23 protein-coding genes and 1 tRNA gene are annotated in these 21,564 nt (G+C 63.4%); 11 read left to right on the forward strand and 13 right to left on the reverse strand.

What is annotated here, in order from left to right; translation table 11 throughout:
• Window positions 1–58: 58 nt before the first annotated feature.
• Complete coding sequence (gene pgsA, locus KK137_RS06960; protein WP_214535426.1) at window positions 59–664, reverse strand: CDP-diacylglycerol--glycerol-3-phosphate 3-phosphatidyltransferase; 606 nt, start codon at window positions 662–664, stop codon at window positions 59–61.
• Window positions 665–751: 87 nt separating this feature from the next.
• On the opposite strand from pgsA, the gene KK137_RS06965 reads away from it, so the two are divergent.
• On the forward strand, window positions 752–2,083 hold the full coding sequence (locus tag KK137_RS06965; RefSeq protein WP_214535427.1) for an MFS transporter: 1,332 nt from the start codon (window positions 752–754) through the stop codon (window positions 2,081–2,083).
• A gap of 298 nt (window positions 2,084–2,381) precedes the next feature.
• Window positions 2,382–4,037, forward strand: a complete 1,656-nt coding sequence (locus KK137_RS06970) for a thiamine pyrophosphate-binding protein (RefSeq protein WP_214535428.1) — start codon at window positions 2,382–2,384, stop codon at window positions 4,035–4,037.
• A 51-nt stretch (window positions 4,038–4,088) separates the two neighbouring features.
• On the opposite strand, the gene KK137_RS06975 is transcribed toward KK137_RS06970, so the two are convergent.
• Window positions 4,089–4,259, reverse strand: a complete 171-nt coding sequence (locus KK137_RS06975) for a CsbD family protein (protein ID WP_214535429.1) — start codon at window positions 4,257–4,259, stop codon at window positions 4,089–4,091.
• Window positions 4,260–4,338: 79 nt separating this feature from the next.
• Window positions 4,339–4,743 carry an EVE domain-containing protein gene (locus KK137_RS06980; protein WP_214535430.1) on the reverse strand — a complete coding sequence of 135 codons (405 nt, stop codon included), beginning with the start codon at window positions 4,741–4,743 and terminating at the stop codon, window positions 4,339–4,341.
• 108 nt (window positions 4,744–4,851) lie between these two features.
• On the opposite strand from KK137_RS06980, the gene KK137_RS06985 reads away from it, so the two are divergent.
• The 9 genes from KK137_RS06985 to KK137_RS07025 all read left to right on the forward strand — a co-directional run bounded on the left by KK137_RS06985 (window position 4,852) and on the right by KK137_RS07025 (window position 13,249).
• A complete protein-coding gene (locus KK137_RS06985; RefSeq protein ID WP_338027997.1) occupies window positions 4,852–6,522 on the forward strand; it encodes a putative bifunctional diguanylate cyclase/phosphodiesterase in 1,671 nt (556 codons plus the stop codon).
• 49 nt (window positions 6,523–6,571) lie between these two features.
• Window positions 6,572–7,381, forward strand: coding sequence for a diaminopimelate epimerase (dapF, locus tag KK137_RS06990; RefSeq protein ID WP_214535431.1), 810 nt, complete (start codon window positions 6,572–6,574; stop codon window positions 7,379–7,381).
• Window positions 7,378–8,550 (forward strand): MiaB/RimO family radical SAM methylthiotransferase, encoded by a 1,173-nt coding sequence (locus tag KK137_RS06995; RefSeq protein ID WP_338027998.1) that lies wholly within the window; start codon window positions 7,378–7,380, stop codon window positions 8,548–8,550. Before dapF ends, KK137_RS06995 begins: the two co-directional genes overlap by 4 nt.
• Window positions 8,547–9,470: a signal recognition particle-docking protein FtsY gene (ftsY, locus tag KK137_RS07000; RefSeq protein WP_214535433.1), complete on the forward strand. Its 924-nt coding sequence runs from the start codon at window positions 8,547–8,549 to the stop codon at window positions 9,468–9,470. Before KK137_RS06995 ends, ftsY begins: the two co-directional genes overlap by 4 nt.
• Window positions 9,470–10,117: an inner membrane-spanning protein YciB gene (locus tag KK137_RS07005; RefSeq protein WP_214535434.1), complete on the forward strand. Its 648-nt coding sequence runs from the start codon at window positions 9,470–9,472 to the stop codon at window positions 10,115–10,117. Before ftsY ends, KK137_RS07005 begins: the two co-directional genes overlap by 1 nt.
• Window positions 10,118–10,194: 77 nt before the next feature.
• Window positions 10,195–10,785, forward strand: coding sequence for a urate hydroxylase PuuD (locus tag KK137_RS07010; RefSeq protein ID WP_214535435.1), 591 nt, complete (start codon window positions 10,195–10,197; stop codon window positions 10,783–10,785).
• 215 nt (window positions 10,786–11,000) lie between these two features.
• Window positions 11,001–11,750: an OmpA family protein gene (locus KK137_RS07015; protein WP_214535436.1), complete on the forward strand. Its 750-nt coding sequence runs from the start codon at window positions 11,001–11,003 to the stop codon at window positions 11,748–11,750.
• 57 nt (window positions 11,751–11,807) lie between these two features.
• Window positions 11,808–12,449: a MarC family NAAT transporter gene (locus KK137_RS07020; protein WP_214535437.1), complete on the forward strand. Its 642-nt coding sequence runs from the start codon at window positions 11,808–11,810 to the stop codon at window positions 12,447–12,449.
• Between the two features lie 107 nt (window positions 12,450–12,556).
• The gene (locus KK137_RS07025) at window positions 12,557–13,249 is read left to right on the forward strand and encodes a DUF3313 family protein (protein WP_214535438.1); all 693 of its coding nucleotides are present in this window, start codon (window positions 12,557–12,559) and stop codon (window positions 13,247–13,249) included.
• Window positions 13,250–13,252: 3 nt separating this feature from the next.
• On the opposite strand, the gene KK137_RS07030 is transcribed toward KK137_RS07025, so the two are convergent.
• The 10 genes from KK137_RS07030 to KK137_RS07075 form a co-directional block, all read right to left on the reverse strand.
• The gene (locus KK137_RS07030) at window positions 13,253–15,148 is read right to left on the reverse strand and encodes a potassium transporter Kup (RefSeq protein WP_214535439.1); all 1,896 of its coding nucleotides are present in this window, start codon (window positions 15,146–15,148) and stop codon (window positions 13,253–13,255) included.
• Window positions 15,149–15,235: 87 nt separating this feature from the next.
• Window positions 15,236–15,895 (reverse strand): tetratricopeptide repeat protein, encoded by a 660-nt coding sequence (locus tag KK137_RS07035; RefSeq protein WP_214535440.1) that lies wholly within the window; start codon window positions 15,893–15,895, stop codon window positions 15,236–15,238.
• On the reverse strand, window positions 15,892–16,302 hold the full coding sequence (locus KK137_RS07040; protein ID WP_214535441.1) for a cytochrome c-type biogenesis protein: 411 nt from the start codon (window positions 16,300–16,302) through the stop codon (window positions 15,892–15,894). Before KK137_RS07040 ends, KK137_RS07035 begins: the two co-directional genes overlap by 4 nt.
• The gene (locus KK137_RS07045; protein ID WP_214535442.1) at window positions 16,299–16,826 is read right to left on the reverse strand and encodes a DsbE family thiol:disulfide interchange protein; all 528 of its coding nucleotides are present in this window, start codon (window positions 16,824–16,826) and stop codon (window positions 16,299–16,301) included. Before KK137_RS07045 ends, KK137_RS07040 begins: the two co-directional genes overlap by 4 nt.
• Window positions 16,823–18,793, reverse strand: a complete 1,971-nt coding sequence (locus KK137_RS07050; RefSeq protein WP_214535443.1) for a heme lyase CcmF/NrfE family subunit — start codon at window positions 18,791–18,793, stop codon at window positions 16,823–16,825. Before KK137_RS07050 ends, KK137_RS07045 begins: the two co-directional genes overlap by 4 nt.
• Window positions 18,790–19,248 carry a cytochrome c maturation protein CcmE gene (gene ccmE, locus KK137_RS07055; RefSeq protein ID WP_214535444.1) on the reverse strand — a complete coding sequence of 153 codons (459 nt, stop codon included), beginning with the start codon at window positions 19,246–19,248 and terminating at the stop codon, window positions 18,790–18,792. Before ccmE ends, KK137_RS07050 begins: the two co-directional genes overlap by 4 nt.
• Window positions 19,245–19,385, reverse strand: coding sequence for a hypothetical protein (locus KK137_RS07060; RefSeq protein ID WP_214535445.1), 141 nt, complete (start codon window positions 19,383–19,385; stop codon window positions 19,245–19,247). The genes ccmE and KK137_RS07060 overlap by 4 nt, the downstream gene beginning before the upstream one ends.
• On the reverse strand, window positions 19,385–20,104 hold the full coding sequence (ccmC, locus tag KK137_RS07065; RefSeq protein WP_214535446.1) for a heme ABC transporter permease CcmC: 720 nt from the start codon (window positions 20,102–20,104) through the stop codon (window positions 19,385–19,387). Before ccmC ends, KK137_RS07060 begins: the two co-directional genes overlap by 1 nt.
• Before the next feature lie 158 nt (window positions 20,105–20,262).
• Window positions 20,263–21,327, reverse strand: a complete 1,065-nt coding sequence (locus KK137_RS07070; protein WP_214535447.1) for a Glu/Leu/Phe/Val family dehydrogenase — start codon at window positions 21,325–21,327, stop codon at window positions 20,263–20,265.
• A gap of 51 nt (window positions 21,328–21,378) precedes the next feature.
• Window positions 21,379–21,455, reverse strand: a tRNA-His gene (locus KK137_RS07075).
• Between the last annotated feature and the right edge of the window lie 109 nt (window positions 21,456–21,564).

Here is a 21,564-nt window from a genome sequence, read left to right on the forward strand (position 1 = left end):
TGGTCCCGGATGCTTTCCGGAATGCGCCAAGTTCTGTGCCGATCGGCCCGCTAAGGCGTCAGTCCATGTGCTTGATGCCGACTCGCAGATAATCCCAGCCGGTGACGAGCGTCAGGATGGCCGCGCCCCACAGGCTCGCGAGGCCCACCAGATGGATCCACTGTTCGCGAAGCGATTCGCATACTCCCGCGGCGTCGCACGGTTGGCCGTGAACAGCCCCGCCCAAAATCAAGGCGCCCAGCGCCACGAGCTGGAAGGTCGTCTTCCACTTCGCCAGCTTTGACACGGGTACGGAGACCTGGAGGCCACCGAGGAATTCCCTCAGGCCGGAAACGGCGATCTCCCGCACCAGGATAATCAGACCGGCAATGACGTGCATGTCCCCGACGATCGGCCCCCGCAGGTAACCTTGCGCGGTAAGGACAAGTATGACGACCGCGACCATGATCTTGTCAGCGATGGGATCGAGGAAGATACCGAGCCGGGAAACGGCACCGCTCGACCGGGCGAGATAGCCATCGAAATAGTCGGTGATACCCATCAGGCAATAGAGCGCGAACGCCAGTGCATAGCCAAGCTGCCAGTTGGGCCACCACAAGAGGAAGCCAAGCAGTGGCAGAGCCACGATTCGCGACAAGGTGAGCAGGTTGGGCAGCGTAAGCATCATGAGGGTTCTAGGCGGTCGGCGTGCGTCGGAAAAGTCCACCGATAGGATTGTCGTTAAGCTTAAGGGGGCTAAACGGGCTGGCACATGCTGACCTCTACCCATCTGCTGAAACAGCGGCGATTCCTGCCGCTCTTTGCCACCCAGCTCTTCAACGCCTTCAATGACAACCTGTTCAAGAACGCGATGGTGCTGTTCGTCGTGTACAGCGTCTACAATTCCGAAGAGGCCGAGGCGCAGTTCAGCGCCATAGCCTCCGGCCTCTTCATCCTGCCCTTCTTCGTGCTCTCGGCCCTCGCCGGGCAGCTCGCCGACATGCGCGACAAGGCCATGATCATTCGCTGGATCAAGGCGGCCGAGATCGGAATCATGTTCGTCGGCGGCGCGGGACTTGTCATGGCCTGGCAGGGCATGCTGACGCAAATCGCGGCCATCCCGCTCATGCTGCTCGCCCTGTTCGCCATGGGGGTCCATTCGACCTTCTTCGGGCCGATCAAATACGCCATCCTCCCGCAGCATCTGGAAAAGGACGAAGTACTGGCCGGCACCGGGCTGGTTGAGGCCGGCACTTACATTGCCATTCTCGCCGGGACGATCGTGGCCGGATATATCGACGTGGAATGGGCCGCCCTCGCCGTCGTCCTGACGGCCGTTGCCGGCTATATCACGAGCCTCCAGGTGCCCCCTGCACCTCCGTATGAGACCGGTCAGCCGATCGATCGCCACATCATCCGCGCCTCGATCGAACTCGTACGGGACACGATGCATTTGCGCGAAGTCTTCTACGCCATCCTCGCTATCAGCTTCTTCTGGACCATCGGGGCGGTGCTGTTCATCCAGTTCCCGCCGCTCGCCAAAAACGTCTTGATGGCGAGCAAGGAGGTCGCGAGCCTGTTCCTGGTGGTGTTCTCGATCGGGGTGGCCATCGGATCGGTCGCCATCAACGCCCTGCTCAAGGGTAAGGTATCAGCCCGCTATGCGCCGATCTCGGTGCTGTTCATGGGAGCCTTCGTTGCGGCATTCTGGTTCGTCTGCCACGAGTGGAAAGCCGAAGTGCGGCCCACCGAACTCATGAATGTGGGGGAGTTCCTGACCCAGCCGCTCGCGCCGATGGTTTTGCTTACACTGCTGCTGATCGCCATTTCTGGCGGCATGTTCGTGGTCCCCCTTTACGCCTTTCTGACGACCAAGTGCGATCCTTCCCGTGCGGCGCGTACCGTCGCCGCGAACAATATCGTCAATTCGGGTGCCATGGTCATGGGATCGCTCATCGCCGCGGGCCTGAGCGCGGTTGGTATCGCGATTGTCGAACAACTGCTGCTCAGCGCGGCCATGTGCCTGATCTCGGCCTGGCTGGGCGCTCGCCTTTACCAGGCGGAACGCCATGCTCTTGTCTCAGCGCAGGTGGAAGTCAGATGATGAAGGCCATTACCGCCAGGAAGCAGGCACAATAAGTCTGCGCAAAGCCGCGAACGTCCAGTGCCAACCGACTTCGCCAAGGCGCGCGGGGCTCGGCATATTCATGGCGGAACTCCCGCCAGTGAGGTGGCAGGGAAGCCCGAAACGGATGTCGGGCGGACTCGTCGGTGAGGACCAGTGAACGGCGCATAGTCATGCTGGGTAACGTTTTAGTAACCTATTGGTATCCGCCTATTCGGGTATGTCCCGGGATTGCACAGAGGTTGCTACCGACGCGGGGCCTCGCTACTCCTCTTCCATGACTTCAACGGCTGCCAGGCTGCTTGTCGACTGCCTGGTCGAACAGGGCTGCGACCGCGTCTTCAACGTGCCCGGGGAAAGCTTCCTTCCGGTGCTCGATGCGCTCGGCGAAACGAGCGAAATTCAAACAGTTACTTGCAGGCAGGAAGGCGGCGCGGCGTTCATGGCTTGTGCCGACGGCGCCATGACCGGTCGCCCTGGTATCTGCTTCGTCACCCGCGGGCCGGGCGCGACCAACGCCAGCATCGGCGTCCACGTCGCGTTCCAGGACTCGCAACCGATGATTCTGTTTATCGGCGACGTCGACCGGTCGATGCGCGATCGCGAGGGTTTCCAGGAAGTCGATTTCCCGGCTTTCTTCGCGCCGATCGCCAAATGGTCTGCCAGAATCGAAGACGCTGCGCGCATTCCGGAATACGTCGCCCGCGCCTACGCCACGGCGATTTCGGGCCGCCCGGGCCCGGTCGTGCTCGCGCTGCCGGAAGACATGCTGCATGAAAGCGGCCTTACGAACTCGCCGCGCCCGTACGTGTGCAGACCCGCACAGGCTCCCTGCCCGGATGCCATGGCGACGATGCTCGACCTGATCGGCGATGCAGCCGCACCGGTCGCGATCATCGGCGGCGGCGGGTGGAATGCCAAGGCCCGGCAATATTTCACCGCTTTTGCCGAGCGGATCGGCATTCCGGTCGCCACGGCGTTTCGCCGGCAGGATGCCATCCCGCCGGCTTCACCGGTCTTCGCGGGAAACCTAGGCTATGGGCCCAATCCCAAGCTGGTTGAGCGGATCAAGGCGGCCGATGTCGTCCTCGTCGTTGGCGCCCGGCTCGGCGAGGCTACGACCGACGGGTACGAGCTGGTCACGCTCGAGCATCCCGGACAGACCCTGATCCATGTCCATCCCGACCCGAATGAACTGAACCGCGTCTATCGCACCGACCTCGCGATTTGTGCCGACGTGGACGAATTCGCCGAAAGTGCCGCGCTGTGGGAGGAAGGCGACGTGATCCCCTTTGACGCCGGGGCAGAGGCGCATGGCGAATGGGTTGAGTGGTCGACGCCCGGAGATGGGGGTTATCGGCTCGACCTCGCCTCTTGCCTCGCCCTCGCGAGGCGCGAACTGCCGGGCGATACGATTGTGTGCAACGGAGCGGGCAACTTCTCTGGCTGGTGGCACAGGTACTGGCCTTACGCGGGCTATCCTTCGCAGCTTGCGCCAACGGCAGGGGCCATGGGTTACGGTGTCCCGGCAGCGGTTGCGGCCGCCTTGCGTCATCCGGAACGCCAAGTCCTTGCCGTGGCGGGCGACGGCGATTTCCTGATGAATGCTCAGGAACTGGCCACGGCAGCCCAGTACGGCTGCAACGTGCTGGTCATCGTTGTCGACAACGGCTCATACGGAACGATCCGCATGCATCAGGAGCGGACTTATCCGGGCCGGGTGTCGGGCACCGACCTCGCCAATCCCGACTTCGCCGCGCTCGGTGCCGCCTTTGGCGCCTGGACGAGAAGGGTCGAAACAACCGGACAGTTCGAAGCGGCGCTCGTCGAGGCGATCCCACTCAAGGGCATGCGCCTTATCCATTGCCTCGTAGAGGTTGAACAACTCAGCGCGGGCGGCGCGACCGTCAGCGGATTACGGGGCAGCGCCTGACAAGCAAAGGGCCGCCCGCGAGGACGGCCCTGAGCAAAATATTGGCAGAGCTTAGACTTTGTTGCCGAGTGCGCCCTGGACGCTGCCCTTCAGGTTCTGAGCTTCGCCCTTACGCTCCTGAGCGCGGCCTTCGGCGCGCTTGGCCGGATCGTCCGAGCCCTGCTTCGCCTTGCCGATGGCTTCGTTGGCCACACCTTTGGCTTTGCTGACAAACTCGCCCATGGTTTCTCTCCTATCGGGGGCGCACCTCGCGCCACCTCACAAGAAACAAAGGCACTTTCGCCGGCTTAGGTTCCTGAAATCAGGCCTTTGCCAACGAAATGATGTGGTTCCATTCCACCGGACGGATTTCCGCCACGGACAGGCGTGAAAGCCGCACCAGCTCGATCTCGGGCAGGTCTTTGTCGGCCTTGATTTCAGCCAGGGAAACCGCACGCTCGAGCGCCCGAACGGGCTTCACCTTCACAGCCGCCCAGGCGGCGTCCTTCGGATCGGTCAATCCCGCCACGCTGACCTCAACAATACCGACGATCTCCTTGCCGGTAACCGAATGGTAGAAGAAGGCCTGGTCGCCCACTTTCATCGACCTGAGGTTATTGGCAGCCCGGTGGTTGCGGACACCATCCCACAGGGTTTCGCCGTCTTTGACCAGATCGTCCCAGCTATAAGCAGCGGGCTCGGATTTGATCAGCCAATAGTGTTGCACGAATTATTCCTCTGTTTTCCGTCATCCAATCACTGATTTGGAGCAATTAACGGAATTTTGAATGAGTTCAGCCATTGATGCCGAAAGGGTTTGGGATCTCAAGTCTTTGTGAAGCAAACAGTCGACAAATTCAGGTCGAGCCTCCCCGGCACCGCCAAGGCGGAAAGGGATATCGTCGCCCTCGGGGTGGCGGTAGCGGCGATTATTCTGTTTGTCGGCACCGGTGGCACGATCATGCACAAGATCGTCCGCTCTTCCCTCGGCCTTGGACCTCAGCCGGATTCGGCCCTCACGGCCACCGTACTGCTGAACATCGCGCTGCTGATCTTCGGGTGGCGTCGTTACTCGGACCTTCACCAGGAGGTGGCCGAACGCCGCCGGGCAGAAGAGAGAGCCAACCAGCTCGCGGCAATGGACCCCCTTACGGGCAGTCTCAACCGCCGCAGCGGTGGTCCGGCAATCGACAAGTTGCTCGAAGATGCCCGCGCAAGCCGCCGCGAGGTGGCGCTGCTGATGGTCGATCTCGACAAGTTCAAGCAGATCAACGACCTCAACGGGCACAAGATGGGTGATGCCGTCCTGGTCGAGATCGCTCGCCGGATCGGAGAATTGCTTCCCAGTGAGGGCATCCTGGCGCGCATTGGCGGTGATGAATTCGTATGTGCGCTGCCCTATGACGCCCGCGACAGCGGAGATATCGATCGCCTGGCGCTCCAGCTGATCGCCTCGGTCTCGGCTCCGATCAATGCCTATGAGATGCAGCTCGAAGCAGCCGTCTCGATCGGCATGGCCAGCAGCGGTGAACACTTTGATGCGACAGAGCCCGATGCCGAGGCGCTGATTCATCACGCCGACATGGCCATGTACCACGCCAAGAAACACGGCCGAAACCGGTACTTCTGGTTCGAACCTGCGATGGAACGCGAATTGCGCCACCGCAACGATCTCGAGACTGGCATCCGCCGCGGTATTCCAGCGGGCGAGTTCGTGCCGTTCTATGAGCAGCAGATCGACCTTGAGACCGGCGAGCTTGTCGGCTTCGAAATGCTCGCGAGGTGGCAATCGCCCGTCTTTGGGTTGGTTAATCCGGATACGTTCATTCCGATCGCCGAGGAAATCGACCAGATCGGTGCCCTGTCGGAATCGCTTATTCGCCAGGCGCTGGACGATGCCAAGGAATGGCATCAGAAGCTCACGCTTTCGGTCAACGTCTCGCCCATGCAGATGCGCGATCCGTGGTTTGCGCAAAAGTTGCTGCGTCTCCTGATCGAAAGTGGATTTCCTCCCAGCCGCCTGGAAGTCGAAATTACCGAGAGCTGCCTGCATGAAAACCTGGGCGCCGTTCGGGCCATGGTGACCAGCCTCAAGAACCAGGGCATTCGCATCAGTCTCGACGATTTCGGTACCGGCTATTCGAGCCTCTCCCAGTTGCGGGCGCTCCCCTTCGACCGCCTCAAGATCGACCGCAGCTTCGTTAGCGAGCTGGCAAATGAAGGCATGGGGCACGAGCTGGTTGAAGCCATCGTATCGCTGGGGCGAGACCTGTCCTTGCCGATGACGGCGGAAGGTGTTGAGTCGCACGAGATTTTGGCGAAGCTGCGAAGCTTCGGCCAGCTGAAGGGCCAGGGTTATCTCTATGGTTTTCCCGAAGATGCCATCGCCACCCGTGCGCGCCTCGCGCGGCTCGACTTGCTGGTCAACGGGAAGCCTGGGGTAGAGCCCACGCCGGTCGGCGAGACAAAAGACGAGAACGAAACGGCCGACCGCAAGGCGGGTTAAGCTTTATCCGCCCATTGCCCTGACGCCGCGCGGCTCCTAGGTGACAGCCATGCGCGCTGCCTTCACCAAGATGCACGGACTCGGGAACGACTTTGTCGTCCTCGATACTCGCGTTCATGCGCTGCCGCCCATAACGGCCTCGCTCGCCCGTGCGCTGGCCGACCGCCGCACCGGCATTGGCTGCGACCAGATGATCCTCCTGGAACCCTCCGATAACGCCGATTTTCGCATGCGCATCTTCAATGCGGACGGCAGCGAGGTGGAGGCTTGCGGCAATGCGACGCGCGCCGTCGCCCTGCTCCACGGTTCACCGGCCCGGATCGAGACGCTGGCGGGGATACTCGCCGTCCAACCGAGCGATGGTGGCGCCGCCGTGGACATGGGAGAGCCGCGCTTCGAGTGGGATGCCATCCCGCTGGCCTACGCGATGGACACGGCATCTCTCCCAGTGGGATGGGAAGAGCTGGAGCAGCCGACGGCGGTCAACCTCGGTAATCCGCACGCGGTGTTCTTTGTAGCGGACTGCGACGCCGTCGAGCTCGATCGGCTCGGTCCGGTGATCGAAAACGACCCGCTGTTCCCGGACCGGGTCAATGTCGGCGTGGCCACGGTGGCGGGGCGCGACCGGCTGCGGCTTCGCGTGTGGGAACGAGGGGCCGGCCTGACCCGCGCCTGCGGCACCGGGGCCTGCGCGGCCGCGGTCGCCGCCATCCGTCGTGGACTGGTCGATCGTGAGGTTACGGTCGATCTGCCAGGCGGATCGCTGCTGATCGAATGGGGCGAAGACGGCCACATAACCATGACCGGCCCGGCTTCCGAAAGCTTTCGCGGCACGTTCGACTGGGGCGACTTTGCGTGACGGCTGAAGTCATTTCGCTGGGTTGCCGCCTCAACCTTGCCGAAAGCGAAACAATCCGGGCGCTTCTGGCGAACGAACGCGATGTCGTGGTCGTCAACAGCTGCGCGGTGACGGCAGAGGCGGTCCGGCAGACACGTCAGGCCATACGCAAAGCCCGCCGCGCCCATCCCGATGCGCGCCTGCTGGTGACGGGGTGCGCCGCCGAAATCGAGCGTGAGGCCTTGGGCTCAATGCCCGAAGTCGACGGCCTCATTGCCAACGCGCACAAGCTCGACCCGCGCGTTTGGAATGTCCCAGGCAATACGGCGCTCGTCACCCCGCTCCACACCCGGGCCTTTATCGCGGTCCAGAACGGTTGCGACCACGCCTGCACTTTTTGCGTCATCCCCCAAGGCCGCGGGTCGAGCCGGTCCGTGCCCGTCGTTGGCGTGCTGCAGGAAGTGGGGCGCCACCTTGAGTGTGGGGCGTCGGAAGTCGTCCTGACTGGGGTCGACGTAACAAGCTGGGGCCACGACTTGCCCGGGCAGCCCCGTCTTGGCAGCTTGGTTAGCGCAGTACTTTCAGCCTTTCCCGAGCTCGCCCGGCTTCGTCTGTCGTCGCTCGATGGGGTCGAGATCGATCCTGAACTCCTCGAACTGTTCGAGGGCGAGCCACGAATCATGCCGCACATCCATCTCTCGTTGCAGCACGGCCACGACCTGATCCTCAAGCGCATGAAGCGGCGCCACACTCGCGCCGACGCTGTAAGCCTGGTCGAGGGCTTACGCACGAAGCGGCCCGACCTGGCCGTCGGGGCCGATCTCATCGCGGGGTTTCCGACCGAAGACGAAATCATGCACCAAGCCAATCGCTCGATCATTCGGGAGCTCCAGGTGGTTCACTGCCACGTATTTCCGTATTCTCCGCGCCCCGGCACGCCCGCGGCGCGAATGCCGCAAGTCGACAAGAGCCTCATCCGCCGGCGCGCAGGCGAACTGCGGGCCGAAGCGGAAGTCGTACGCACTGACTGGCTCACCGGCCTCGTGGGTAGCGAGCTCACAGTGCTGGCCGAAGCCGATGGCACTGGACACGCCGAGAATTTCGCGCGCGTTGCACTTCCGTCCGGGACCCAGCGGGGCCGGCTCGTCTCGATCCGACCGCAATCTCTCGATGGGGGCCTGCTGCAATGAGCGAGGCTACCTGGAGCGAACGCCTGTTCGGCGGCTTTCGCAAAACTTCCGAGCGCTTGTCCGAAAACCTCACTGGAGTAGTTGGCACCGCGAAACTGGATGACCGCACGCTCGATGAAGTCGAAGACGCGCTGATCTTATCGGACCTCGGCCCGAGTGCCGCCGCGCGCATCCGCAACAAGCTGGCCGAAAAGCGCTTCGGCCTCTCGATGACGGAGCGTGAACTGCGGGAAGCCGTGGCCGAAGAGATCGCCGCGATCCTGCGCCCGGTGGCAAAACCGCTCGAGATTACCGCTTTCCCCCGCCCCCAGGTGATCCTGGTTATCGGGGTCAACGGCAGCGGCAAGACCACGACAATCGCCAAGCTCGCCCACCTCTTCCAGGAAGAAGACTACGGCGTGCTGCTGGCCGCCGGTGACACGTTTCGCGCCGCAGCGATCGGGCAACTGGCCGTCTGGGCGGACAGGATCGGGGTGGACATCGTTCGCGGGCCGGAGGGCGGCGATCCCGCCAGTATCGTCTTCGACGCGGTGAAGCAGGCGACCGACACCGGCATCGACGCCCTTGTCGTGGATACTGCCGGACGGTTGCAAAACAAGCGCGAGCTGATGGACGAACTGGCCAAGATCAGGCGCGTCCTCGGCCGGCTCAATCCGGAAGCGCCACACGACGTCGTTCTGGTGCTGGACGCAACGAACGGCCAGAACGCCCTCGCCCAGATCGACGTGTTCCGGGAGGTCGCGGGAGTCACGGGCCTGATCATGACCAAGCTAGACGGAACGGCGCGCGGCGGCGTTCTGGTGGCCGCGGCGGAGCAGTACGGGCTGCCGATCCATGCGATCGGCGTAGGTGAGAAAATAGACGACTTGCGCCCGTTCGACCCGGACCTGGTCGCGCGCGTGATTGCGGGAGTGGCGTGATGTCCGAAGTCCAAACCAAGAAGCCGAAGTCAGGCTGGATCAACGTGGCGGTCGATTACGGCCCGCTGCTCGCGTTCTTTCTGACCTATCGCTATTTCCGCCCTGACGGAGAGGACATCGCGGGCGAGATTTTCGCCGTGGTCCGCAGCACCGGAGCGTTCATCGCGGCCTCGCTCGTCGCCTTGGCCATTTCCAAATGGCGGCTCGGCCGTATTTCGCCGATGTTGTGGCTCTCGACGGTCCTGATCGTCGGGTTCGGCACGTTGACGATCTACACGGGTAACGAGTGGTGGATTCAGCGCAAACCGACTGCCATCTATACGCTCTTTGCGGTCGCCCTTATCGTCGGCTGGCTTAGCGGCAAGGCTCTGCTAAAGTATCTGCTTGAGGCCGCATTCGACGGATTGAATGACGAAGGCTGGCTCAAGCTGTCGCGCAATTGGGGCTTCTTCTTCATTTTTTTGGCGGTCCTCAACGAGATACTCGCCAACGCGCTGAGCTTCGAATCCTGGCTCGCAGCCAAGTTGTGGGTGTTCCTGCCGCTGAGCTTCGCCTTCACTTTCACGCAGCTTCCGATGCTGTTGAAGCACGGGCTTTCGACTGAAGGTTCCGAAGACGAGAAGGCCAATCCCCCGCCGACTGGCTAATCTCCAAGTTGTGCCCTTTCCCGGCAGGCTGCTTGGCGTTAGACCACGCCAGCAATTGGGAAGAAGGGGGAACCTCCATGGCAAAACTATTCGGCAATCTGCATCTTGTGCTGCTCATCGGCCTGGTGCTGGCGATTGCGGTAATCGCCAGTTTTACCGGCTGGACCGGCGAAAGCGCACGCGATGTCGCTGACGACGTCATGCGCTGGCTACATCTGTTTTTCGGCGTCGTCTGGATTGGCCTGCTCTACTACCTGAACTTCGTGCAGGTCCCGGCCATGCCGAAGATTCCGGCCGAACTGAAGAAGGGCGTCACGGGCTACATCGCTCCGTCGGTGCTGTTCTTCTTCCGCTACGGCGCCTTGTTCACGGTTTTGACCGGCCTCGCGATCGCGTTCCACAACGGATACGGCGCCGATGCCCTGACCTTTCGGGGCGTGGGTGCCGATGGGATCAACCTGATCGGCCTTGGCATGTGGCTAGCAATTATCATGGCCTCTAACGTATGGTTCGTGATCTGGCCGGCGCAGAAAAAGATCCTCGGCCTGGTCGAAGCTACCGACGAAGCCAAGGCCAAGGCCGCTCCTGTCGCGCTTATCGCCAGCCGGACCAACGTGATCCTGTCGCTGCCGATGTTCTACGCGATGGTCAGCGCCAATCTGGGCTAATTAAGACCGTTCGCAATTACCGGGGCGCCGCGATCGGTCGCGGCGCCCCTTTTTTGCGCCTTACGCACACAATTAGGGACTCGTCCCGGGCGAACTCAGTGTTTGCCCCGATCAGCGACCGGCCGCGATAGGTCTAGACCCACCGCTCCTGACGGGGGTCGCCACTCCGTTACGTGTACTCCCGTCGATTGCCACAGGGGAGAACGCCCGTGACCATGGGTAGAAGATTTGCGCTTGCCGCCAGCCTGGCACTGCTGGCTTCCACCCCCGCCCTCGCCCAGGATGACAAGCTGGAAGGCGTGATCGTCCGCTCGGGCGACGGTCAGGTCGTGCTTCAGACGGGCAACACGCAACAGACCGTCACGCTCGATTCCGACACTCGCATCCGCTCGACCGCGGGTGCGCTGAATGTCCGCAAGGAAGACAAGGCGGCATCCGATTTGCTGCCGGGCCTGCCGATCAAGGTCCAAGGCACCAACAACGGCGGTTCGTTCGCGGCCGACGAGATCGAATTCAAGCAAAGCGATTATCGCACCGCGGTCCAGATCAGGGCCGGACAGGCCGAAACCCGCGAGGCACTGGCGCAGACCGGCGAATTCGACGTGCGGGCAGAGGCGAACGTCTACTTCGCCAGCGGCAGCTCAACCATCAACGCCGAAGGCAAGCGTTCGCTCAACGATCTCGCAACCCAGGCGCAGTCCATTGAAGGCTATGCCATCTCGGTTCTGGGCTATGCCGACCCCACGGGCGACGCTGCGGCCAACCAGCGCCTGAGCAGCCGCCGCGCGCAGAACGTGATCGACTACCTCAAGCAGCGTCCCGGGATCCAACCCGGTCGAGTCATCGCCGCATCCGCCATGGGAGAGGTCGATACGGGTGCTTCGGCGACACCAACGTCCAATGCCGAAGCCCGTCGCGTGACGGCCCGGGTCGTCACGAGCAAAGCCCGGCTCGCGAATCCGTAAGCCATCAGTCCCGCGGCTTGACCGCCATCCGCTCCTTCAGGGAGGAACGCGATAGAATTGTTTCTGCAAGCGCTGGCTATCTCGTTCGGGGCCATGTTCCCGATCGTGAATCCGTTCAGCACTGCGCCCTTGTTCGTTTCGCTGACCGGCGGAATGAGCAAGGAGCAGGCGCGGCGGCAAGCGCTCAAGGGATGCATCTACGGCTTCTCGATACTGCTGGTCTTCCTCCTCCTGGGCGCGCGCATTTCCAACTTCTTCGGCATCACCGTCCCAGGTATACGCGTAGCCGGCGGCCTGATCATCGCGGCGGTGGGCTTTCGGATGCTCTTCCCTCGACCGAGAATTCCGGGAGAGCTCGATGGCGCGCCGCCCCAAAACCTGGAGATCGCCTTTGCGCCGATCGCCATGCCGAGCCTCGCGGGCCCGGGCTCGATCTCGGTGGTGTTGGCAGGAGCGACGCGGATCCGATCTTTCCCGGTTGAAGACCTGCCGATGATCTATGCCGGGGTCGCGGCCGGACTAGCAGTGACGTTCGTGATCGCCTTCATCGTCCTGCGAGGCGCGAGTTCGCTGGTCACCCTGCTTGGACATCACGGTATCGACGCCATGACCCGGATATTCGGATTTCTGCTCATGTGCATAAGCATGGAATTCCTGCTGGGCGGCATCGCCGAATTTTACGGCATCTCCCGCGGATGATTGGGGCCCAAAGGCGCCAGGTAAGCCAGTGGAGTGGGGTTTTCCCGGATGGTTCGAGGCAAGTCGGGCGATCTACCATCACGCCACGCCCCGAGAGGAAAAGCATGATGAAGCGTAGCCTCATCGCCGCGATTGCGGCCCTCGCGTTGCTTGGTCCGGTACCCATTGCCGGGCAAGTGAACGAAGACCAGTGGGAAAACCTCGTTCGGGTCAAATCCGACAAGATCGACATGGTCTACCTCGCGCCGGGTGCCGACTTTCGCCCCTACACCAAGGTCATGTTCGCCACGCCACACCTGGCCATGCGCGCGAACTGGATCCGCGACCAGCGGCGCAGCAGCACGCAGGGCCTGCGGATCAGCGAGTCCTTTGTTCGCGAGGCTCTCGACAAGGCCACCGTCGAATTCGAAGCCATCTTCAGGAAGGCCTTTGCCGACGCCGGCTACACTATCGTGACCACCCCGGGGCCAGACGTCATGGAACTGGTCACTGGCGCTATCGACATCGACGTGGTCGCCCCTGACACTCCGACCTCGGGCAGGACCCGCATCTATTCGGACGAAGCAGGGGCAGCCACAATCGTCATCGAGGCCCGGGATTCGATGACCGGTGCCGTGCTCGGGCGGGCGATCGAGCGTCGCGTCGCCGGTGACAACGGCCCCTGGATCCGCAACCGCGTTACCAACCGGCACGATTTCGAGCAGATCTTCGAGCGTTGGGCCAAGGCCAGCGCCAACGGTCTTGCTGAACTCAAACGGCTCTCACCGGTCGATCCTGACGGAAAGGCGCTGGCCCGCTAGCTCTCAGATTTCGACCTGGCTTCCCAGTTCGACGACCCGGTTGGTCGGCAAACGGAAAAACTCCATCGGTGTCGCGGCATTTCGCATCATCCAGGCGAACAGCTTTTCGCGCCAGATGGCCATCCCCGGCTTGTCTGCCGACAGCAAGGTCTGGCGCGAGAGGAAGAAGCTCGTCTGCATCATCTCGAACTTCCCGCCGCACATCTCCATTTCCTTGAGCGCGGCCGGAATGTCGGTCTCTTCCATGAAACCGTAGTGCAGCACTACTCGGTAGAAACCGTCACGCATGTCGTGGATTTCGTATCGGTTTTGCGGCTGGACGTAAGGCACGTCGGCAATCTGCACCGTCAGTACCACGACCCTGTCGTGCAGCACCTTGTTGTGCTTGATGTTGTGCAACAGCGCCGAAGGCGTCCCGTGCGAGCCGGAGTTCATGAAGATCGCCGTCCCCGGCACCTTGGCGGTGCTGTTGCGCGCCGACTTCGCGAAGATGTCGAGCGGCAGGCCGACTTCGCTCATCCGTTCACGCATCAGGCGGCGGCCCTTGGCCCAGGTTGTGAGCATCGTGAAGGTAATTGCGCCGACCAGTAGCGGGAACCAGCCCCCGTCCGGTATCTTGGTGAGGTTCGCCGCGAAATAGGCGCCGTCGAGCAGGAAGAAGACCGAAATCACGCCGATGACCAGCGGTAACGGCCAGTTCCAGACACGACGAACGAGGACCGTCAACATGATCGTGGTGCAGATCATCGTGCCGGTGACGGCGATGCCATAGGCCGCAGCCAGGTTGGACGATTCACCGAAACTCACCACGAGCAGGATGACCAGCAGCATCAGGCTCCAGTTGACGACGGGAATGTAGATCTGCCCGTGCGCGCTTGCCGAAGTGTGGCTGATGCGCAGGCGTGGCATCACGCCCAGTTGCACCGCTTGCTGCATGACGGAATAGGCACCGGTAATCACGGCCTGGCTGGCGATCACTGTCGCCGCCGTCGCCAACAGCACGAGCGGCAGGCGCAGGTCTTCAGGGGCAAGCAGGAAGAACGGGTTTTCGGCGGCGGCCGGATTGCGGAGCAACAGCGACCCCTGCCCCAGGTAGTTGAGCAGGAGCGCCGGGAAGATCAGGTAAAGCCAGGCGAGCTGGATGGGCTTGCGCCCGAAATGTCCGATGTCCGCGTAAAGCGCCTCCGCTCCCGTCAGGGCCAGGACGGCGGAGCCCAGCGCGAGGAAAGCGCGGTAGGGGTCGTTGGCGAAGAAGTGATAAATCCACACCGGATTGAGGGCCTGGAGCACGTCGGGCCGATGCACGATGCTCGACACGCCCAGCACTGCCAGTGTCGCGAAGTAGACAATCATGACCGGACCGAACAACTTGCCCACACGATCCGTCCCCCGCTTCTGGATCAGGAACAGCCCGATCAGAATCCCGGCGGCCGCCGGCAAAACGTAAGGAGCGAAGTGACTCTGGACGACGGTCAGGCCTTCCACGGCCGACAGCACCGAAATCGCTGGCGTGATCATGCAGTCGCCGAGAAACAGCGCCGTGGCGAAGATCCCGAGCAGCACGAGGCCATTGCTCCATCGACCCCCACTGCCGGTCTTGCGCTGGATCAGGGCCAGAAGCGCCAGGCTGCCGCCTTCGCCCTTGTTGTCCGCTCGCAAGGTCAGGAACACGTACTTGCCGGTCACCAGGATCACCAGCGACCAGAACATGACGCTCACCACCCCAAATACATGGACGAGGTCGACGGCCAGGCGATGATGGCCGACGAAGGTCTCCTTCATCGCGTAAAGCGGGCTGGTGCCGATATCGCCAAAGACGACGCCGACGGCGCCCACAGCCAGCTTGGCCAATCCTGCTTTGGAACTGTCGGAGTGGTGAGAATTCGAGACGTCAGTCATCGGGAATTAAGGCCCCCTGCACGACTCAGTCGTGCGGAGCGCGGCGTTTAGCAGCGGTCCCATGACGCCGCAATCCGCGGCCAGCGGTCATTCCTGTTGCGGGACAGGTGCTTGACCGGAAATCTGGGTGATCAGTGCATCGAGCCGGGCGAGCCGCTGCTCAAGCAGGGCACGGCCGGCTGAATCTTCAGGGGCATTTTCGACAGTCGCCTGCCAAACGCCACGCGCCTCCATCAGTTGGCCTTGCCGGATCAGGGCCAGACCGAGGAAATAGCCCGGGCCAACTCCCTTGGCATCAAGTTCCGAAGCGCGGCGATAGGCGACCAGGGACGGTTCGGTCAGTACCCCACCAGAATGTTCGACCAGGGCATTGCCCAGCGCCAACCAGGCCTCGGCGTCCCGGGGGTTGTCGTGCACGGCCCCGCGCAGCATCGCGGCCGCGTTGGCGAACTGGCCCTTTCGTGCGAGCGCATCGGCAATCAACAGCTTGTCGCTTCCCGACCTGGCGGCCGATCCGATCATTTCCTTGCGTTCATCGACATAGGAAAAGCCGGAATCGATCTCTCCCGCAGCGCGCGGCGCCGCGGGAGCGCCGGGAACGCCGGGGCTTGCCTGCAGGGCGTAGCCTGCGAGGCCCAGGGCGAGCGCGGCGGCAAAGGAAGTCCATCCCTGCCTAGGGACCCCGAGAACGAAAGCGGCCAGGGCAAATGCCGCAAGGGCGATGGCAACGGCGACCAGCCAGGTCATTTCGCTTTCCTCAGCCGACGCACAATGATGAGAACCGCAAGCGCCAGCAGCGCTACGGGAATGGCGAACAATGGCCAAGTGGTCGCGCTTATCTCGGGCTTGTAGCTGACGTAGTCGCCGTAACGTTCGATCAGCCAGGCGCGGACCTGCTCGGGGTCCTCACCCGCGGCAATGCGAGTGCGGACCTGGTGACGCATGTCTCCGGCCATCGGTGCGTCGCTGTCGGCGATCGACTGGCTCTGGCACTTGAGACAGCGCAGCGTCTCCATCAGCGCCTGAGCCTTGGCTTCGAGCGCGGGGTCGTCGAGCTGACGATAGGCGTAGGGCGCGGGCGGAAGCGTATCCTGCGCTGCCACAGGCCCGGCAAAGACCAGCAGTAGCGCCGCAAGGATCAGTCGCACGCTCATGCGCCAGCCTTCCGCAACTCTTCGAGCAGCTTTGGAATGTCGCTGTCCCGGATGTCGCCGATGTGCTGGTAGCGGATCACGCCCTGACCATCGATGACGAAGGTTTCGGGCACCCCGGACGAACCGATCGAGAGCTGAACGGCGCTAATGTCGTCCTTGCCGATACGGCTGAACGGATTGCCATAGGCTTCGAGGAAAGCCGCGACGTCTTCGGGACGATCGCGGATGGCGACTGCGACGATGTTTGCGCCACTGGCCTCCAGTTGCGCCAGTTGCGGCGCCTCGGCCCGGCAGGGGACGCACCAGCTGGCGAAGATGTTGAGCAACTTGGGCTGACCGTCGGCGAGATTGGCGCTCGACAGACCCGGCCTCTCCGTCACCGCGGCAGGCAGATCGAACTCGGGAATCGGCTCCCCGATCATCGCGCTGTGGACGAACTCGTCCTTCGGCTGCGAGAGCTGCCAGGCGAACAGCCCGAACAAGGCGGCGACAAGCGCCAACAGGACCCAACGCAGCCAGGTCACGCCACCACCTCTACCGGCTCGCTCACTGTCTCAGGTGCCCGGCGAGCTGCGATCTTGGCCTGGGCCGAACGGCGCCGCAGGTCGCCTGAAAGGCGGCCAAGCAACGCCAGGAAACCGCCCAATGCGATGAGCACACCACCGTACCAGATCCACGTCACGAACGGCTTCCACCACAGGCGCAGCTGCCAGCGCCCGCCTTCAGCCTCTCCGCCGATCACGGCGTAGAGCTGGCCGTTCCAGCGGGTCAGCAACGCGGACTCGCTGGTCTGCTGTGGCGGCGTCCAGAAACTGCGCGCCTGAGGCTTGAGCTCGTGTTCGCCGCCGCCGCGATAGCTCGCCAGCAAGCGCGCTTCGAGCGCGGTCCAATTGGGTCCCGCCACAGGATCTACCGAGGCCAGCTTGACCGACCAGGGACCCACCCGAGCCGTTTCCCCCACTTGTGCGGCTACCAGTTTTTCGCGCGTAAAGGCGGTGTCCGCCGCCATTCCGAACAGCGCCACTGCAATCCCGAAGTGTGCGATCACCATGCCCCAGACCGGCAGTGGCAAACGACGCAGCGACCGCCCGCGCAATGGGAGAAAACTCCCGACCGCTACGGCCGCGGCAAGCGACATGCCCAGCAGCGGCATCAGCGCGATCCCGGCAATGAGCCATCCGGCAAGGAGCACGGCCGAGCCCACGACGGCAATCGCGATCACCGGCAGGCGAATGCGGGCGAAGCTGTCGCGCCGCCATCGGAGCAACGGCCCGATAGCCAGCACGACCAGCATCGGCAGGAAGAAGATCGCCCCGACCGGGTTGAAGTACGGAGGCCCGACCGAGACCCGCACATCGAACGCTTCGGTCAGCAGAGGATAGAGCGTACCCAGCAGCACGATCCCCAGGATCGCCGAAAGGGCCACGTTGTTCACCACCAATGCGCCCTCGCGGCTCAGCACCGAAAAGCGCTCACCTTCGGCAATCGTGCCCGCCCTGAACGCGAACAGCGCCAACGCGCCGCCGATATAAATCGCAAGCAGGACGAGGATGAACGTCCCGCGCTCCGGATCGACCGCGAAGGCGTGGACGCTGGTGAGGATACCCGATCGCACCAGGAAGGTGCCAATCATGCTCATCGAGAAGGCCACCACGCCGAGCATGATGGTCCAGGCCCGCAGCGCATCGCGCGAGGCCAGCACGCTTACCGAATGGAGCAGCGCCGTGGCCGCCAGCCAGGGCATCAGAGACGCATTCTCGACCGGATCCCAGAACCACCAGCCGCCCCAGCCGAGTTCGTAATAGGCCCAGTAGCTGCCCGCGGTGATACCGAGCGTGAGGAATATCCAGGCGCCCAGCACCCAGGGGCGCATGACCTTGGCGAAGTCGGGCGTCACTTGCCGTGTCAGCAGGGCGCCGACCGCAAAACTGAACGCGATCGAAAGTCCGACATAGCCGAAGTAGAGCGTCGGTGGATGCAGCGCGAGGCCGATATCCTGTAGCAGCGGATTGAGCCCCGCCCCTTCCGCTGCTGCCGGCACGAGCCGCTCAAACGGATTCGAGGAAATCAGCAGGAAAGCATAGAAGCCGAGCCCGACAAACGCCTGCGAGGCAAGCGTGGCCAGCATTGTCCGTTCCGGAAGGCGGCGTTCGAGGAAGGCGATAAGCCCGCCAGCCAGCGCCATCACGGTCACCCACAGCAGCATCGAGCCTTCATGATTGCCCCATGCTCCGGCGAGCTTGAAGATGAAGGGCTTGTCCGAGTGGGAGTTCTTCGCGACCAGTGCGACCGACAGGTCGGTGCGCGCGAACAGCAAAAGCAACGCGCCAAAAGAGAGAGCGCACAGCAGCGCCTGGGTTACCGCCGCGGGCCGCACCAGCGCGGAGAGTTCGGATCCGCTTTGCCGCAGACCCAGGAAGCCGGCGAGCAACTGCAGCCCGGCAAGAGCCGCCGAAAGCCACAGGGCGGCGAGGCCGAATTCAGCGATCATTGGGTTTCCGCGACCGCTTCCCGCTTTTGAGCGGCAGACATGTCTTCGAGTTCGCGTGGCATATAGTTCTCGTCGTGCTTGGCGAGCAGGTTGTCGGCCTTGAAAGTACCGTCAGGCCGCAGCGAGCCTTCGGCGACCACGCCCGATCCTTCCACGAACAAGTCCGGCACGATACCCGAGAAGATGACCGGAACTCGGGCCGTGCCGTCTCCGACGACAAACTCGATCGTCACGCCATCGGCCAAGGTCTTGAGGGAGCCGGCCTCTACCATTCCGCCAAGACGGACCGCTTGGCCCGCCTCGGGCGGATTGGCGGCCATATCGCTCGGCACGTAGAAATAGCTCGCCTGGTTGCGCAACGCCCAGGCAGCGAGCAGAGCCGCAGCGATCAACGCTGCGACCGCAACCAGGATCAGCACCAACCGCTGATGTTTGGGCTTAAGCGCGCTGGTCATCGGCCGCGTGCCTTGTCTCGCCGGCTTTCCGCCGCGCGCATGGAGAGCCAGCTCCACGCCACCAGTGCGAGGGTGCCCAGCACGCCGACGGCATAGGCTGCGATCACAAAATCCCAATGGTTGAGTGCTTCGCGCATTAATCCTCCAGCGCGCGCCGACGCAGCCGCGCTTCTGCCTGGACGTCGGCCAGGATCGCCCGCATCCGCGCGAGCACTACCCCGCCGAAGATGAACGAGAACCCCAAGGTCGCCACGGCGAGGGGAATGAGGAACTCTGCCGCCATGGCCGAGCCGCCGGTGGTCAGGCTCGGAGGCTGGTGGAGCGAGTTCCACCAGAGAACCGAGAAATGGATGATCGGAATGTTCACCGCGCCGACGAGGCCGAAAATGGCGACAATGCGGCTCGATGCCCCTTCGCGGTCGGACGCCTGGGCGAGCGCGATGTAGCCGAGATAGAGGAACAGCAGCACGAGCATGCTCGTCAGGCGCCCGTCCCAGACCCACCAGGTTCCCCAGGCCGGACGCCCCCAGATCGATCCGCTCGCAAGGCAGATAGCTGCGAATACCGCGCCGGGAACAGCCGTTGCCCGGGCGGCAATCGCCGCCAACGGGTGACGCCAGACCAGCTCGACCAGGCTGGCGACGGCAATGGCCGTCCAGCCCCCCATGCCGAGCCAGGCTGACGGGACGTGGATGAAAACGATGCGGACGGTGTCGCCTTGCAACCGTTCGGCCGGAGCGGCGAACAGGCCCCAGGCCAGCGAACCCGCAGTCAACGCCAGGCCGGCCACCAGCAAAGCCGGGGTCAGCCAGCGGGCGATCCGCAGGAAGCGGGCAGGATTAGCGAAGCCGTGCATGGTCCGCGCGCGGCTTTGGCAGGTCAGGGTTCCGCGAGCAAGGGGCGACACGCGGCGTTTCGGACAAAATCAACAAAGCGAATACTCGCTCTGGAGCGCCAGTGTCCCCGAACCCGTTCGTGGTGAGCTTGTCGAACCACCACGCCTAGACCCATCGCCTATCCGCGCCCGATCAACCGTTGCGCCATGCGGTCGGCCACGACGTCCGCCGATAGTCCGCTCTCGTCGCTCTCACGCCAGATCGATTGCAGCCGCTCGGGAATCTGTTCGATGCGTGCCCGGACTTCATTCAAGTCGCAGGGCTCGGCATGCTGGCGGCACAGGTACTCGAGGCTCACGTTGATGATGCCGCCGGCGTTGATGACATAGTCCGGGGCATAGAGAATTCCGCGTTCCGCCAGCAGGGTGCCGTGCTCGCGCCGCGCCAACTGGTTGTTCGCCCCGCCCGCAACGATCCGGCAGTCGAGGCGGCCGATCCCCTCTTCATCGAGAATCGCTCCGAGCGCGTTGGGGCTGAAGACCTCGCAAGAGGTCGCCATGATTTCGTCAGCGGTCACCGCTTCGGCGCCCAGTTCGGCGGCCAAAGCCCTCGCGCGCGCGGCGGTGATATCGGCGAGGGTCAGCCGCGCGCCTTCCTCCGCCAAGAGCCGGGCCACCCCGCCGCCGACACTTCCACAACCTTGCAGGGCCACGCGAACGCCGTCGAGGTCTTGGCGCCCGAGCTTGTGTGCCACCGCCGCTTTGATGCCGAGGAATATGCCCATGGCCGTGAAGGGTCCCGGATCGCCCCCCAACTGCCCTTCTTCCGCCGGCAGACCGCAAACGTGCGGCGTCCGCTTGGAGATCGCGACCATGTCAGCCTCGCTTGCGCCGACATCTTCCGCCGTTACGTACCGGCCGCCGAGCGCGTTCACCGCATCACCGAAGGCGGCCAGCATCGCGGCGGTCTTGGTCCGGTCCTTGTCGAGGAGGACCACTGCCTTGCCGCCGCCCATCGGGAGGCCGGCCATGGCGTTCTTGTAACTCATTCCCCGCGACAGTCGCAGGGCATCGCGCATCGCGCCTTGCGGATCGGCGTAGTGCCAGAAGCGCGTCCCCCCCGCACCGGGGCCAAGATGAGTAGAATGAAGCGCGAGGATCGCCGTCAGGCCCGAGGCCTTGTCGTGCACCAGTTGGACGAGCTCGTGATCGTCCCAGTCCGCCTCTGTCCAGAAAGCCGCCATGCGAAAGGCCTCGCGCAATGGGTTGCAAAAGCGCCAGGGCATGAAGGGGAATGGGGCGATTGACGGGGTTTGAACCCGCGACCTCCGGTACCACAAACCGGCGCTCTAACCAACTGAGCTACAATCGCCACAGCCTCTGCCACCTTACGCTGTGTCGAGGTGGCTGTCAGGCAGTCGCACCAACCGGTCAAGCCAGATCGGCGCGGGCGCGAGCCTGTTGCACAGGTCACCTGCCAA

Source organism: Croceibacterium selenioxidans (assembly GCF_018599195.1).
In the GTDB taxonomy this organism is placed as follows: domain Bacteria; phylum Pseudomonadota; class Alphaproteobacteria; order Sphingomonadales; family Sphingomonadaceae; genus Croceibacterium_A; species Croceibacterium_A selenioxidans.

Bases quoted from the DNA above. Each gene is read 5' to 3' on its own strand.
- pgsA (WP_214535426.1), bottom strand. From the start codon at position 664: ATGCTTACGCTGCCCAACCTGCTCACCTTGTCGCGAATCGTGGCTCTG.
- KK137_RS06965 (WP_214535427.1), top strand. From the start codon at position 752: ATGCTGACCTCTACCCATCTGCTGAAACAGCGGCGATTCCTGCCGCTC.
- KK137_RS06970 (WP_214535428.1), top strand. From the start codon at position 2,382: ATGACTTCAACGGCTGCCAGGCTGCTTGTCGACTGCCTGGTCGAACAG.
- KK137_RS06975 (WP_214535429.1), bottom strand. From the start codon at position 4,259: ATGGGCGAGTTTGTCAGCAAAGCCAAAGGTGTGGCCAACGAAGCCATC.
- dapF (WP_214535431.1), top strand. From the start codon at position 6,572: ATGCGCGCTGCCTTCACCAAGATGCACGGACTCGGGAACGACTTTGTC.
- ftsY (WP_214535433.1), top strand. From the start codon at position 8,547: ATGAGCGAGGCTACCTGGAGCGAACGCCTGTTCGGCGGCTTTCGCAAA.
- KK137_RS07005 (WP_214535434.1), top strand. From the start codon at position 9,470: ATGTCCGAAGTCCAAACCAAGAAGCCGAAGTCAGGCTGGATCAACGTG.
- KK137_RS07010 (WP_214535435.1), top strand. From the start codon at position 10,195: ATGGCAAAACTATTCGGCAATCTGCATCTTGTGCTGCTCATCGGCCTG.
- KK137_RS07015 (WP_214535436.1), top strand. From the start codon at position 11,001: ATGGGTAGAAGATTTGCGCTTGCCGCCAGCCTGGCACTGCTGGCTTCC.
- KK137_RS07025 (WP_214535438.1), top strand. From the start codon at position 12,557: ATGAAGCGTAGCCTCATCGCCGCGATTGCGGCCCTCGCGTTGCTTGGT.
- KK137_RS07030 (WP_214535439.1), bottom strand. From the start codon at position 15,148: ATGACTGACGTCTCGAATTCTCACCACTCCGACAGTTCCAAAGCAGGA.
- KK137_RS07035 (WP_214535440.1), bottom strand. From the start codon at position 15,895: ATGACCTGGCTGGTCGCCGTTGCCATCGCCCTTGCGGCATTTGCCCTG.
- KK137_RS07040 (WP_214535441.1), bottom strand. From the start codon at position 16,302: ATGAGCGTGCGACTGATCCTTGCGGCGCTACTGCTGGTCTTTGCCGGG.
- KK137_RS07050 (WP_214535443.1), bottom strand. From the start codon at position 18,793: ATGATCGCTGAATTCGGCCTCGCCGCCCTGTGGCTTTCGGCGGCTCTT.
- ccmE (WP_214535444.1), bottom strand. From the start codon at position 19,248: ATGACCAGCGCGCTTAAGCCCAAACATCAGCGGTTGGTGCTGATCCTG.
- KK137_RS07060 (WP_214535445.1), bottom strand. From the start codon at position 19,385: ATGCGCGAAGCACTCAACCATTGGGATTTTGTGATCGCAGCCTATGCC.
- ccmC (WP_214535446.1), bottom strand. From the start codon at position 20,104: ATGCACGGCTTCGCTAATCCTGCCCGCTTCCTGCGGATCGCCCGCTGG.
- KK137_RS07070 (WP_214535447.1), bottom strand. From the start codon at position 21,327: ATGGCGGCTTTCTGGACAGAGGCGGACTGGGACGATCACGAGCTCGTC.